The sequence below is a fragment of the Luteitalea sp. genome (assembly GCA_009377605.1).
GTDB lineage: Bacteria > Acidobacteriota > Vicinamibacteria > Vicinamibacterales > Vicinamibacteraceae > WHTT01.
Genome location: WHTT01000082.1, coordinates 14,369 through 27,979 on the forward strand (window position 1 = coordinate 14,369; position 13,611 = coordinate 27,979).

General features: G+C 63.7%; 9 protein-coding genes, 1 tRNA gene and 2 pseudogenes. 8 read left to right on the forward strand and 4 right to left on the reverse strand.

Features of this window, described 5'->3' with window-relative positions:
• Nucleotides 1-3: 3 nt before the first annotated feature.
• From GEV06_22115 to GEV06_22140, 6 genes and pseudogenes are all read left to right on the forward strand, one after another.
• Entirely contained in the window at nt 4-1,062 is a 1,059-nt protein-coding gene (locus tag GEV06_22115) for an Appr-1-p processing protein (protein MPZ20585.1), read from the forward strand.
• Entirely contained in the window at nt 1,059-4,058 is a 3,000-nt protein-coding gene (locus GEV06_22120; GenBank protein ID MPZ20586.1) for a DEAD/DEAH box helicase, read from the forward strand. Before GEV06_22115 ends, GEV06_22120 begins: the two co-directional genes overlap by 4 nt.
• A gap of 37 nt (nt 4,059-4,095) precedes the next feature.
• Nucleotides 4,096-4,350, forward strand: a complete 255-nt coding sequence (locus tag GEV06_22125) for a hypothetical protein (protein MPZ20587.1) — start codon at nt 4,096-4,098, stop codon at nt 4,348-4,350.
• Nucleotides 4,351-4,847: 497 nt separating this feature from the next.
• Nucleotides 4,848-5,882 carry a hypothetical protein gene (locus GEV06_22130; protein MPZ20588.1) on the forward strand — a complete coding sequence of 345 codons (1,035 nt, stop codon included), beginning with the start codon at nt 4,848-4,850 and terminating at the stop codon, nt 5,880-5,882.
• Between the two features lie 1,320 nt (nt 5,883-7,202).
• Nucleotides 7,203-7,754: pseudogene (locus tag GEV06_22135) on the forward strand (hypothetical protein).
• Between the two features lie 288 nt (nt 7,755-8,042).
• A pseudogene (locus GEV06_22140) lies at nt 8,043-8,276 on the forward strand (recombinase family protein).
• A gap of 568 nt (nt 8,277-8,844) precedes the next feature.
• Here GEV06_22140 and GEV06_22145 read toward each other — a convergent pair.
• Nucleotides 8,845-8,918, reverse strand: a tRNA-Gln gene (locus tag GEV06_22145).
• A 134-nt stretch (nt 8,919-9,052) separates the two neighbouring features.
• Nucleotides 9,053-9,970: a TIM barrel protein gene (locus GEV06_22150; protein MPZ20589.1), complete on the reverse strand. Its 918-nt coding sequence runs from the start codon at nt 9,968-9,970 to the stop codon at nt 9,053-9,055.
• Nucleotides 9,971-10,090: 120 nt separating this feature from the next.
• Between GEV06_22150 and GEV06_22155 the strand changes: the two genes are divergently transcribed.
• Complete coding sequence (locus tag GEV06_22155) at nt 10,091-10,384, forward strand: hypothetical protein (protein MPZ20590.1); 294 nt, start codon at nt 10,091-10,093, stop codon at nt 10,382-10,384.
• 33 nt (nt 10,385-10,417) lie between these two features.
• Here GEV06_22155 and GEV06_22160 read toward each other — a convergent pair whose 3' ends face one another.
• Nucleotides 10,418-11,167: a UTRA domain-containing protein gene (locus tag GEV06_22160; protein ID MPZ20591.1), complete on the reverse strand. Its 750-nt coding sequence runs from the start codon at nt 11,165-11,167 to the stop codon at nt 10,418-10,420.
• A 201-nt stretch (nt 11,168-11,368) separates the two neighbouring features.
• Nucleotides 11,369-12,982 carry an FAD-dependent oxidoreductase gene (locus GEV06_22165; GenBank protein ID MPZ20592.1) on the reverse strand — a complete coding sequence of 538 codons (1,614 nt, stop codon included), beginning with the start codon at nt 12,980-12,982 and terminating at the stop codon, nt 11,369-11,371.
• 216 nt (nt 12,983-13,198) lie between these two features.
• Here GEV06_22165 and GEV06_22170 point away from each other — a divergent pair.
• Nucleotides 13,199-13,611: hypothetical protein (locus GEV06_22170; GenBank protein MPZ20593.1), on the forward strand; the 413-nt coding region annotated here is incomplete at its 3' end.

The window sequence follows — 13,611 nt, forward strand, 5'->3', positions numbered from 1 at the left end:
GCCATGATCCAATACAAGACCGGCAACATCCTCGAGGCCGATGCCGAGGCCCTTGTTAATACTGTGAACTGCGTGGGGATCATGGGGCGAGGCATCGCCCTGCAGTTCAAGAAGGCCTTTCCGTCGAACTTCAAGGCGTACGCAGCCGCCTGTGAGCGCAAGGAGGTCCGGCCCGGGCGGATGTTCGTGTTCGAGAGAGTGCAGATGGAGAGCCCCCGCTACATCATCAACTTCCCGACGAAGCGCCACTGGCGAGGGGCGAGCCGGCTTTCAGACATCGAAGCTGGACTCGACGCGCTTGTCCGTGAAATCAAATCGCGTGGTATCCGCTCGATCGCCCTGCCGCCGCTCGGGAGCGGGCTGGGCGGGCTCAGCTGGCCGCACGTTCGTGCAGCCATCGAGAGGGCGCTGTCAGATCTGACTGATGTGTCGATAACGGTGTTCGAGCCTAGCGGCGCTCCGGATCCCGCCGTCCTAAAGAACAAGAAGGTCCCAAGCATGACCGCAGGACGCGCCGCCCTGGTTGGTCTCATGGACCGATACCTCGCGGGTCTGCTGGACCCGTTCGTGACGCTCCTGGAAGTGCACAAACTGATGTACTTCATGCAGGAAGCAGGTGAGCCTCTTCGCTTGAGGTACGTCAAGGCTCCGTATGGCCCGTATGCTGAGAACCTCAGGCATGTTCTGAATGCCGTGGAAGGCCAATTCCTCGCTGGATACTCCGACGGCGGAGACGAGCCCGAGAAGGAGATCTCGCTCGTTCCAGGAGCCGTCGAGGATGCGACGGCGTTTCTGAGCAAGCACTCGGATACGCGTGCTCGCTTCGACCGCGTCGCCACATTGGTCGAGGGGTTCGAAACACCCTTTGGCCTGGAGCTCCTCTCGACGGTGCACTGGCTCGCGGTTCACGACCGCATGAGAAGTCCCGATTACATCGTGAAGGGCACGCACGCCTGGGGCGAGCGGAAGAAACAGTTCTCCGACCGGCAGATTCGGCTGGCACTGGATCGGCTCGCGCAGGGCGAGTGGCTTCGCGGCCTTGCGGCTGGAGCGGAGGGGTGAAGACCGACACCAGCGAGCGGGGTCTCGAGAGCCTCATCGTCACCGCGATGACCGCCTCCGCTGAGCCCGCGCCGCTGGGGGAGGAGCCGGCAGATAGACCGGTGCCCACCGGAACCGGCTGGCTGCACGGGCGCCCCAGTGACTACGACCGCGAGTACGCGGTCGACGTCGGACAGCTCATCCCCTTTCTGATGGCGACCCAGCCTGAGGCCGCCTCCTCTCTCTCGTTGGATGACGAGGGTCTGTCCCGTCGAAAGTTCCTGGCCAGACTCCAGGGTCAGATCACGAAGCGGGGCGTGATCGACGTCATCCGCCACGGCGTGAAGCACGGTCCGGTTCACGTCGATCTGTTCTACGGAACGCCATCACCGGGCAACGTCACCGCCGCGGAGCGCTCTGCAGCGAATCGGTTTAGCGTCACACGCCAGCTCCGCTACAGTCGGGACGAAACGCAGCTCGCACTCGATCTCGCGCTCTTCATCAACGGCCTGCCGGTAGCCACGTTCGAGCTGAAGAACAGCTTGACGAAGCAGACGGTGGACGACGCGGTGCAGCAGTTCCGGCACGATCGCGACGCCCGCGAGCTCCTGTTCCAGTTCGGTTGCTGTGTCGCCCACTTCGCCGTTGACGACCACGAAGTCCGGTTCTGTACTGATCTCAAGGGGAAAGCATCGTGGTTTCTGCCGTTCAACCAGGGCTGGAACGACGGCGCTGGCAATCCGCCGAATCCCGAGGGATTGAAGACCGACTATCTGTGGAAGCGGATTCTCACTCCTCACGGCCTCACCGACATCCTGGAGAACTACGCCCAGGTGGTCTGGACGAACGATGAAAGAACCGGGAAGAGGAAGGCGGTTCAGATCTTTCCCCGGTACCATCAGCTCGATGTGGTTCGCAGGCTCCTCAGCACCGTCGACGCCGATGGTGCCGGGAAGCGTTACCTCGTCCAGCACTCTGCCGGCAGCGGGAAGTCGAACTCGATCGCCTGGCTGTCACACCAGCTCATTGGCTTGCGGAAGCACCAGCAGTCTGTCTTCGATTCCATCATCGTCGTCACCGACCGGCGCATCCTCGATCAGCAGATTCGCGACACTATCAAGCAGTTTGCTCAGGTCGGCGCAACGGTGGGCCACGCGGAGCATTCAGGCGACCTGCGGAAGTTCATCGAGGCCGGGAAAAAGATCATCATCTCCACGGTCCAGAAATTCCCGTTCATTCTTGACGAGATCGGTAGGGAGCACCGGGGCCGCCGATTCGCCATCGTCATCGACGAGGCTCACTCTAGCCAGGGTGGTCGAACATCGGCGGCGGTGAGCATGGCGCTCTCGGCCAGTGGCGCGGAGGAAGAAGAGGAGACGACCGAGGACCAAATCAACCGGATCATGGAGGCGCGGAAGCTGCTGCCGAATGCGAGCTATTTCGCCTTCACTGCAACACCGAAGAACAAGACGCTGGAGATCTTTGGCGAGGCGTACGAGGAGGGCGGGCAGGTCCGGCACCGCCCCTTCCACAGCTACACGATGAAACAGGCGATCCAGGAGGGGTTCATCCTGGACGTTCTGAAGCACTACACGCCCGTCGAGAGCTACTACCGGCTGGTCAAGCGGGTCGAGGGCGACCCCGAGTTCGACGCGAGGAAGGCGTCGAAGAAGCTGCGGCGCTACGTCGAGGGCCACGAGCATGCCATCCGGCTCAAGGCCGAGATCATGGTCGATCACTTCCATCAGCATGTACTGGCTTTGAACAAGATTGGCGGCCAGGCGCGGGCGATGGTCGTGACTAGCAGGATCGAGCGGGCCATCCAGTACTATCACGCCATCCGGGATTACCTGGCAGAGCGCAAGAGCCCCTATCGGGCCATCGTGGCGTTCTCGGGCGAGCACGAATACGGTGGCTTCAACGTGACCGAGGCATCCCTCAACGGGTTCCCCAGCAGCGCGATCGCCGACCATGTCCGGAAGGACCCATATCGCTTCCTCGTGTGTGCGGACAAGTTCCAGACCGGCTACGACGAGCCGCTGCTCCACACGATGTACGTGGACAAGATCCTGTCCGGGATCAAGGCGGTGCAGGCCCTCTCGCGGCTGAACCGCGCGCACCCGCAGAAGCACGACGTGTTCGTGCTCGACTTCATGAACGATGTCGACACGATCCGCGAGGCGTTCGCCGACTACTACCGCACGACGATTCTCAGCGAGGAGACCGACCCCGACAAGCTACACGACCTGAAAGCCACCCTCGATGGTTACCAGGTCTACAAGCTATCTGATGTCGACCAGTTCGTTGAGCTCTACTTGGCGGGCGGCGACCGAGATCGGCTCGACCCGCTGCTCGATGCCTGCGTGGCGACATACAACGATGACCTGGACGAGGATCAACAGGTAGGCTTCAAAGGAAGCGCGAAGGCTTTCGTTCGCGCGTACGGCTTTCTTGGGTCGATCCTTCCCTACTCGGTGGTCGACTGGGAGAAGCTCTCCATATTCCTCAATTTCCTGATTCCCAAGCTCCCTGCGCCCAGAGAGGACGACCTGTCCCGCGGCATCCTCGAAGCGATCGACATGGACAGCTACCGCGTGGAGAAGCAGGCGGCTATCCACATCCAACTACCGGATGTCGACGCGGAGATTGAGCCTGTCCCGACGTCGGGCGGAGGGCGCAAGCCGGAGCCCGAGCTGGACCGGCTCTCGAACATCGTGAAGGCGTTCAACGATCAGTTCGGCAACATTCAGTGGACCGATCAAGATCGGGTGCATCGGCTCATCACCGAGGACATCCCGAGCCGCGTGGCTGCTGATCGGGCCTTTCAGAACGCGCGGCAGAACTCCGACAAGCAGAATGCCCGCATCGAGCACGATAAGGCGCTCGCGCGCGTGATGACCGCCGTGCTCAAGGACGACACGGAGCTCTTCAAGCAGTTCAGCGACAACGAGTCGTTTCGGCGCTGGCTGACCGATACCGTGTTCTCGCTGACGTACCGCGAGCCAGGCGGCCCATAGGGCTGCTATCGCGTGTTCACAGGGGAAAAGCGAATCGGTGCTGAGGTTCCTCCGATATCCAGTCGTCTCGCTCGGCGCAGAATACCTCGTCATGGGCCACCTGATGCGCCGCAACGTCCTCACCTACAAGGCGCCGCCAAACAACGAAGGATACGACCTTATCTGCATACACGCCGATCCCCGCAACTCCGGCAAGCAGATGCGGGTACAAGTGAAGAGCCGCCTCGCGAGCGACTCCGATCGCGGCTTTCCGGTCAAGGCGAGGACGTTCGGGTCCTTTGGGGGGCTATAGCCAAGGCCCCGCGCCTGCGCCGCCGTGAAGTAGCCGGCCTGCGTCGCAGCCAGCTCGAAGAGCCGCTGGAGCTTGTCGGCCGGCGAACGAGTCGAGGCGGTCATGTCCCTGTTATTACACGCTCCACGTAATAAAATAGGGACATCCTGCGAGCGACTCACTACTGAAGCAGGGCTTCCCGGACTTTGAGCCGCGCCGTGGTCGCTAGCCTGATGGCCACGAACCGCCACGTGAGGGTCGCTCTTTCCGCTGAACGCGGTCGGCACCTCCTTACTCGCCACCTGGGAGAAGCGCGGCATTGCGCACGCGTCGGCCGTCGCGGAGAACGGCACGCCTCTCAGCCACACTCTCGCGCGATGTTAGAAGTTGCCCCGCCGGAGCGTTCGTATAAGGGAGGAGCCGAGCGCCGTATTCATTCTGCGAAGGCAGAAGCTCTAGTATACGGGTCTGTCGGCAGAACTCTGGCGCCGTGGCTCCGTATCGGGCGGAGGTGCGGTGTGTTCCCAGGGGCACCAGACCGTTGGGATATCGAGTGGGTCAACGCCGAACGCGTCAGGTCTGTGGCCGCGTTTGGCCTCACCGAGCGCCAGGCGCGCTTCCTGGTCACGGTGATGCTCCACTCGGGCGTGTTCATGGGCCGGCAGTACTGCGCATTCGCAGGCATCACGCACGGCCAGAAGGTGCACGACTTCCTCGAGAAGCTCCTGGCACGACGATACGCCACGGCGACGGCTTTCGGGCCGCGACGCCGAACGCGACTCTTTCATGTCCACCACAAGCCGCTCTACGCCGCGATTGGCGAGCCGGACAACCGGAATCGCAAGGTGGTCAGTCTGGGCCGGGCGATCGAGCGTCTGATGATCCTGGACGGAGTTCTCGCCGACCGGGCCCTCACGTGGCTTGGCACCGAGCGCGACAAACGGTCCTACTTCGTGCGCCGGGTTGGTGACCGCGTCGAACCGCACGAGTACCCGCGCCTGGTCTTCGGCAAAGCACCAAACACGACGATCCGGTACTTCCCGGACAAGCTACCGATTGGCATCGAGCCGTACGGCTGGCGGCATGTCTTCCTCTACCTGGCGACCAACCCGATGCCGATGGACTTTCGCCTCTTCCTACTTCGCCACGCCGAGCGGTTGCACGCGGTCAGTCGCTGGACCGTCCGCATTCTCTTTCCGGGGCAGCTCGCGACGGTGATGGCGCTGTTCAAGGGGGCCGGGTACGAACAGCTCGCCAGCCCTCTGCACCCGGCGGCCATTGAGGAGTTGAGGTGGCTCTTCCGCCAGCGCCGATCCCCATCCCACGATCATCCTGGCCTTGACGATGAACGACTGATGACCGCCACGAAGGCGTTTCGGGCGCCGCGGTTTCGGGCGCTCTATCGACGCTGGCTCGAGAACGGCGATCCGGCACTCTGGCTCGCGCAGTCCCCGGTATTTCGAGATGCGCTCGAACGCGATGAGGCGCAGGTTGAATGCGTCGTGCTGCCGTACGCGTACGCACATCTCTCTTCTCTAATTGCTACAGCCTGACGCGGCGACGTTGGGGGATGAGGGAGGGGATGAGCGGCTTGGAAGGACCCATCCCCCTGGAAGCTGACTGCGACGACGATGTGTTCCTCGTCCCGGCCGCTGCGCCAAGCGTTCGTTCTATGTCAGTAACCCACGAGCGCTGTGTGCCTTGGGTTGTCTGCGGGATGATGCATCAGGCGGCGCTTTGTGCCGCCCGTCCAGGCGAAGGCAGACCAGCGTAGCGACCAGCCGGGGCGTGAGCGACCCCCTGTCTGAACGCAAAACTCCCCCACGTGCCACACGAGGGGGTCGCTCACGCCCCGGCTGGAACGGCGACGAACGGTTCCACCGGTGGCTCTTGCATGGTCTTCCGCGCGCGCCACGAGGAGGCGCTGTCGCGTGCCGGACTCGCTGTTTCCATGCACCTTGTGTTGTCCCGAACGCTGGGTCCAAGTGCGCACGGAGAGGCGGCCCGCCGCGCGAGACTTTCTGCCGTGCGTGCGTGGGGTCATGTTAGAAATCGCCATTTTAGAGCGTTCTATATACGTAGAGGGTACGGTTGTCGGTCTGGCGACGGACGCACCGAGCCCGCTGAGCAGAGGGCCCGTCGGGTGCGCTGCCAAGGCCCGTTAGACCGTGCCGCCGACGAACCAGCCCGAACGACTCTTCGGCGTCGCCGATACGGCCGCCGCCGCCTCGGATCTTCGTTCCTTTCCGGTCGCCGTCACGCGGCCGGCGCGCGAGGCATAGCTTCGCGCGCGTCGATGTCGACCCCACGTCCACATCTGTGCCACCAACATGGCTCGCGCCCAGCACGCAGACGCGCACGGAACGAGCGCGTCTGCTGAGCGCCGATCGCCTTCGCTCCTAGAGCCAGGGTCCTCTCACTGCGACGTGCGCACGACTGGCTCGACGCGGTCGTGCATTCACGAACGGCATCGACGCCGCGAAGGAGCTGTCTATGAGCACGGGCCAGGCCATCACATCACGCGATTGTCGGGCGCCCCTCGGCCTCGTCAAGCCTCGTCGCTCCGCTCCGCCCCCTTCAGGGCTGGCGGGCTTGACGAGGGCCTCGGCGGCGCCCAAACGAGGCTCTTATGTGATGGCCCGACAGGTGCGCTCTCGCCGTTCGACCGACAGGCCAGACCGTCCGGCCCAGGCGCTACGGCGCGGGAGATACGACAGAGGCTCGTACGGGCGTGGCGGTCGGCGGTCACGCGCGGGCCGACCTCAGGCTCGTGACGGGCGCGGAGATGCTCTCTTGGCTGAGGTCGCTCATTGGATCGATGGGGATCCCGTGCTCCGAGAAAACGTGATCACGTACTTCGCGATCCTGCGAGAATGGTCCCTGACGCAGCACCCGTTCCACCGGCCGGTCGAGGCGAACAGACCGTGAAGCGACACCCACAGAAGGCGCCCGTAGAACACGCGCTGTCCAGCCGGGACGCCGTGCTGTACGTCCGCGTCTCGTCGAAAGAGCAGGAGAAGGATGGCTTCTCCATTCCGGCGCAGCGGAAGCTGCTGCGCGAGTACGCGGTGACCCACGGCTTCAATGTCATCAAGGAGTTCGAAGACATCGAAACCGCGAAGCGCACGGGACGCCCGGGTTTTGACGAAATGGTGGCCTTCCTCCAGGCCGCCTCTGGATCCTGTCGCGCGCTCTTAGTCGAGAAGACGGACCGTCTCTACCGGAACATCAAGGATTGGGTCACCATTGCGGACCTCGACATCGAGGTCCACCTGGTTAAGGAAGGTGTCGTCCTATCCGACGACTCGCGATCCTCCGAGAAGTTCATGCACGGGATCCGGGTCCTGATGGCCAAGAACTACATCGACAACCTTTCCGAGGAGGTTCGGAAGGGCATGCGTGAGAAGGCCGAACAGGGGCATTGGCCGACAGTCGCACACGTCGGGTACTTGAACAACCTCGAGACGCATCGGATCGAAGTTGACCACCTACGCGGACCGCTCGTGGCGCAGCTCTTTGAACGATATGCGCAGGGAGACGTCTCGCTGAAAGAGGTCACTCGCATCGCCGGCGAACTCGGGCTAACGCATCCGCGCTCGGAACGGCGTCTGGTGAAATCAGAGGTTCATCGCATCCTCCGGAACCCGATCTACGCCGGCGAGTTCCTTTGGAAGGGCAAACGTTACAAGGGTCTCCATCAGCCGATCATCTCGATGGCGTTGTTCGAGCAGGTCCAGGACGTGTTCGAGGCCGCGAACCGACCGAAATACACCAAGCGGCGGCATGCGTTCACGGGCCTGGTGGCCTGCGGACGTTGCGGTTGTGCAATGACCGCCGAGATCAAGAAGGGCCGCTACGTGTACTACCACTGCACCGGCGGACGCGGGTCTTGCGGCAACACGTATGTCCGCCAAGAAGAGCTCTCCCGGCTGTTTGCCGACATCGTCAAGCGCATCCAGGTGCCCATCGACGTTGTGGACTGGATCGCCGAAGCGTTGTGCGAGAGCCAGAGCGACAAAGAGCGCTACCACCGAACGGCCGTGATGCAGTTGCAGCAGCGGTACCTCGCCGTTCAGTCGAAGCTCGACAAAGCGTACGACGACCGCCTGGGCGGACGAATCAGCGACGAACTGTGGCTCAGAAAGTCCGCAGAGTGGGAGGCTGAGCTCCCTTCCATACGGCGCGAGACGGCACGCCACGAACACGCCAGCCACGATTACGCGGCCACGGGGTCGAAGATTCTAGAACTCGCGAAAAACGCCCGCAGTCTGTTCATTCGGCAGGATCCCCGTGAACAGGCGCGACTGCTGAAAATGCTGGTATCGAACTCGAAGTTCGATCGCGGAAGTCTTTCAGTTTCTTACGTTAGGCCGTTTCGACCTGCTCGTCGAAGGCAACGAAACTGGAGATTGGCTGGGAGGCAGGGATTCGAGCCTGGTTCCGATGAGCCGCAGGCGAATCGGCCGCGCCTGAAACCGGGCCGGGCAGCCAATGAGCGAGCGAAGCGAGCGAGATTGGCTGGGAGGCAGGGATTCGAACCCCGATACCCGCGTCCAGAGCGCGGTGTCCTACCGTTGAACGACCTCCCAGCAAGGAGGGCCCCGCGCAGGGCCAGGGAATCTCTAATATTACCCGAATGAGCGCCGAGCGAGCAACAGCAGCCCTGTCAGGACATTAGCGCCGGAGGTCAGCACTTCTCCATGCTACCGCCGCCGCGCAGACGCTAGAAGCTGTCAACCTGGACGTAGGCATCGATCAGCTTCTGCTCCCCTTCCACACCCGGAAACGCATTGCCATGCTCCATGCCGAAGACGAAGTCCCGACTGGTTTCTTGCATCTTCTGGTGGACGTGCTCGAAGACGTTCGCGTAGTTGATCTCGCCGGTCGTGGGCTCCTTACGGCCCGGCACGTCGCCGATCTGGAAGTAGCCGATCTCCTCCCACGCCCAGTCGATGTGCGGGATGATGTGCCCCTCGTTCCGCTGCATGTGGTAGATGTCGAAGAGGATCTTGCACGCTGGGCTGTTGACCGCGCGGCAGATTTCGTAAGTCTGATCAGACGTACGCAGAAAGAGATCCGGCGTGTCGCTGAGCGGCTCGAGCACCATCGTGAGGTCATGCTTGGCAAGCACGTCGGCGCCGGCGCGCAGCACGTCGATGACATGCCCCGTCTGAATGCCAATCGGAAGCTGGCGCTCGAAATTACCGGGAACCACAGTCATCCACCTCGCGCTCACACGCTTGGCGACGACGACGGCAGCCTCGCACGCCTTCGCGAAGAGGCCCGGGTTCTCAGGCTTGCCGGTGGTGAACATCATGTTGTCGTTCCCACCCGTGTCGATGACGAACACGCCCATCGTCATGCCAAGCTTCGCGAGCGTGTCACCGATCTGTTGCTGTAGCTCCGGCGTTCGCCGCATCATGCGGTTGTCCTCCAAGGCCGTGAATCCCTGGTCGGCCATGAAGCGGAGCTGATCGAGCGGACCCTCTCCCGCTGAATTGCTGAACATTCCGAAGTGCGGGGCGTACTTCAATTTGAACGTGCGTTTGGCCGCCGACTGAGCCGCGGCCTCCGTTACCGCGCCAGCGGTTGCAATCGATGCCACCGCGGCAGTCCTCTGAATGAAGTGACGTCGATTCATGGGCATCTCGCGCAGTCCTCGGGTTGTGTGTGAGATTCTAGGACAACTCCGGGCCCGGGCGACGAAAATTCGCCGGACAACACGCGTCCCCTTTCCGTCTTTCCGTTACAATCCTTCCCGATGACGCTGCCAGACTTTCGCGCAACGCTGTCGGAGACGGCACCACCTGATCCGCTGCCAGCTGCATTGCGGGCTCTGTGGCACGACGCCAAGGGCGATTGGGATCGCGCGCACGCCATCGTCCAGGACGACGACTCAGCCGACGCAGCCCGCGTGCACGCGTATCTGCACCGCAAGGAAGGGGACCTGGGCAACGCCCGGTATTGGTATCGGCGCGCCGGCCAGCCCGAGGCCGCCGCTTCACTGGACGATGAGTGGGCAGCCATTGTGGAGGAGCTGCTCGACCGCACGTAGCCACTGATCGCCCGACCTTTAGGTCGGGCGCTGCTAGTCGATGTGGCCGAGACGCACGCGAAACCGCGTGCGGTCGCCGCGGTAATAGTCTGTGGCGTACTCGACAGGCGTTCCCTTCGAATAGCCAATCCGCGTGATGAGCAATGCGGGCGAGCCTGGCGCTACGGCCAGCCGCTTGGCATCCTCGCCGTTGAGCGTGACCGCCTCGAAGGTCTGCGTGGCATCGTCCGGGCGGCGCGAGTAGACCTGCTCCATGATGTCGTAGACGTGCTTGCGCTTGAGGTCCTGGTCCAAGAAGCCAGGGAAGAGGCGCGCGGGCAAGAACGTCGTCGCGATGACCAAGGGCTGCTTGTTTCCGAGGCGCAGGCGGCGGAGATAGATCACGCGCTCGCCGACGGGAAGATGCAGCGCTGCGAGGACCGGCGAGTCCACCGCGGAGAGCTCCTGGATTTCCGCCGCGAGCAGGCGCGCGCCTGCCTTCATACCGCGGTGCGCCATCACCTCCGAGAAGCTGAAAAGCTCGTCGAGCTCCTGGTCGACGAGCGGCTCCGATACGAAGTTGCCGACGGCACGCCTGGCGTAGATGAAGCCACTCGCCTGGAGCCGCGCCAACGCGCGCCGCACGGTCTCGCGCGCCACGCCGTACTTCTCCATCAGCGCGTGCTCGGAAGGGAGCTTCGTATTCGGCTGGAGCGCACCGGAGACGATCTCCTCGTGGATCGCATCCGCGATGCGAACATAGATCGGGAGGTCGCGATCGACGCGACCAAACGGCTGCGCCATGTCGTCACTATAGAACCGTTGAGGACGAAAACTTGACGCATTATGTCAAGTTTCGAGAAACGGACGCCTCGGCGAGGCGTCCCTACCACGATGGTAGGGCGCGTTCGCCGACTCGTCCGCCGTAGCGCGGAGCGCAAAGGCGTGAACGCACCGTGAGCGTCGGGGAGCGCGGCCGGAGGCCGCGCTCCGCTAGAATATTCGTCAGCGGGCGCTCTCGGCGCAGGCTCGGTCGTGCGGCGCTCTGAACGCCTGCGTGGCTGTGATGACGTTGTGGTACGCGCGCGTCTCGTCGAGGCGGCGCCTTTCCGGCCATCCCAGCTCGCGCGCCATCAGATCGGCGACTCGCTCGGCTGCGGCACGTCCCTGGTCGGCCGTGAATCCGAGACGCGTGCGGCGCAGGAGCACGTCGGAGAGCCTGCGCGCCTGCTCCTCTCGGACGGCGAACACGACCTGCGCGGCGATGTCCGGATAGTCCGGCGCGAGACGCGCCCGGAGCGACGGGTCGATCACGGCGAGCTGGAGCACGCGAGCCGCGCGCCGCCCATACACCTCCTCGAGATGTGTCGCATCCCCATCCGAAACGGTGCTCCGCTCGGCGGCGAGCTCCTCGTCCACGGCGCCAGGCAGGGGCCGTTCGGCCGTCTCGGCGCGCCTCGTCACACCGAGCTTCTGGCAGGCGAGATCCGTGGCTTGCTCGGCGATCGCGCGGTAGCCCGTCAACTTGCTCCCGACAATCGTGATGAGGCCCTCCGCGCCCGTGCGATCGCCGTCGACAATGCGATGGAGGCGGGAGACTTTGGAGGCTGCGCCCTCCGCGCGCACGAGCGCACGGACACCCGCGTTGGTGAACAAGATGTCGCGCGGCCGGAGCCCCGGAAAGTACGGCCGCACAGAACGTAGGAGATAGTCGACGTCGGCGGCACCAGCGTGGGCAGATGCTGGATCGTCGCCGTAGTCGGTGTCGGTTGTGCCAATCCAGGTGTAGCCGAGCCACGGAATGACGAAGACCACACGACCGTCGACGGCGGATCGAAGCGCAACGGCATGCGTGGTGAGAGGCGGGACCGCAACGTGGATGCCTTGCGTCGTCCGCAGGCGGACGGGTGTGTCAGGCTCGAGCCGTCTGGCGACGCGATCCAGCCAAGGACCAGCCGCATTGACAACTACGCGCGCCTCGACGTCGACCTCACTGCCCTCGATGACGTCGCGCACGCGAAGACCGGTAACACGCGACCCTCGACGCAAGCTCCCAACGACGTCGGCGTAGTTGAAGGTCTCGGCACCGTGCGAGCTCGCGTCGAGAATGTTCTCGAGGCAGAGCCGCTCTGGCAGCGCCGCCTGCGCATCGTAGTACAACGCCGCGCCTTGGAGCCCGCGCGGCGCGAGGTGCGGCTCCAGGGATGCGACCTGCTCAGCGCGCAGCATGCGATGAGACGGCAGGGTCTTGTCGAAGCTCAGGGCGTCGTAGAGCTGCATCCCCAGGCGCAACCTCAGTCGCGCCCACCAGCGCTCGTTGTAGAACGGTAGCAGGAACGGCAGCGGCTTCACGAGGTGCGGGGCGTTCCGAAGGAGGATCTCGCGCTCGCGAAGGTCGAGCCGGACGAGTGGGAACGCGAACTGCTCGAGGTAGCGGAGTCCGCCGTGAATGAGACGGGTGGAACCGGCCGTCGTTCCACTGCCGTAGTCGGCCCGCTCGAACAGCGCGACGCTCAAGCCGCGCATCGCCGCGTCACGCGCAACGCCGGCGCCGATGATGCCGCCGCCAACGACGGCGAGGTCGACTCGGCGGCCGGCAAGAGAGGAGAGCTTGGACATGGAGCTGAGCTATTGTCTATATGTCTAGACAAGTTTACGACCACGGGCGCGTATCGGTCAAACGCGCCGCAACCTGGGTGCCGTTCGCTAGTGGGACGGGGCTTCCCGGCTTCGGACACGCTCAACGCGGCCGAGTTCGGCGATCCGCCGATTACCGTCACTTTTCAGGGCGGACCGGTCGTTACGCGTGGCACGGCCTTCGCTAGAGCAGGTGTCATGCGCACGCTCCTCCAGGATGTTCGTTTCGCGCTTCGGATGCTTGCGAAGACTCCAGGGGTTACAGCGGTCATTCTCCTGACGCTGGCGCTCGGCATCGGCGCCAACACCGCCATCTTCAGCTTCGCGTACGGCGTGTGGCTGCGGCCGCTCCCCTATCCCGACAGCCAGAGGCTGACGATGGTGCTGGCGGGTGACGGCACCTTTGGCCCCATCCCGTTGACCAGCTGGTCCGGACTCGCCGAGCTCGCCGAGTGGCAGGAACAGAACAGCGTGTTCGAGGAGATGGCCGTCTTCAAGTTAGGCCGCGCGAGCCTGACGGGAGATGGCGCACCAGAACAGCTCTCCATTGCACAGGTGACGCCGCGGTTCTTCGAGACGCTTGGTGTGTCACCCGCACTCGGCCGCACGTT

Excerpts from the sequence above, each read along its gene's own strand:
- GEV06_22115 (MPZ20585.1), top strand. The coding sequence starts at position 4 with ATGATCCAATACAAGACCGGCAACATCCTCGAGGCCGATGCCGAGGCC.
- GEV06_22150 (MPZ20589.1), bottom strand. The coding sequence starts at position 9,970 with ATGAATCGACGTCACTTCATTCAGAGGACTGCCGCGGTGGCATCGATT.
- GEV06_22155 (MPZ20590.1), top strand. The coding sequence starts at position 10,091 with ATGACGCTGCCAGACTTTCGCGCAACGCTGTCGGAGACGGCACCACCT.
- GEV06_22160 (MPZ20591.1), bottom strand. The coding sequence starts at position 11,167 with ATGGCGCAGCCGTTTGGTCGCGTCGATCGCGACCTCCCGATCTATGTT.
- GEV06_22165 (MPZ20592.1), bottom strand. The coding sequence starts at position 12,982 with ATGTCCAAGCTCTCCTCTCTTGCCGGCCGCCGAGTCGACCTCGCCGTC.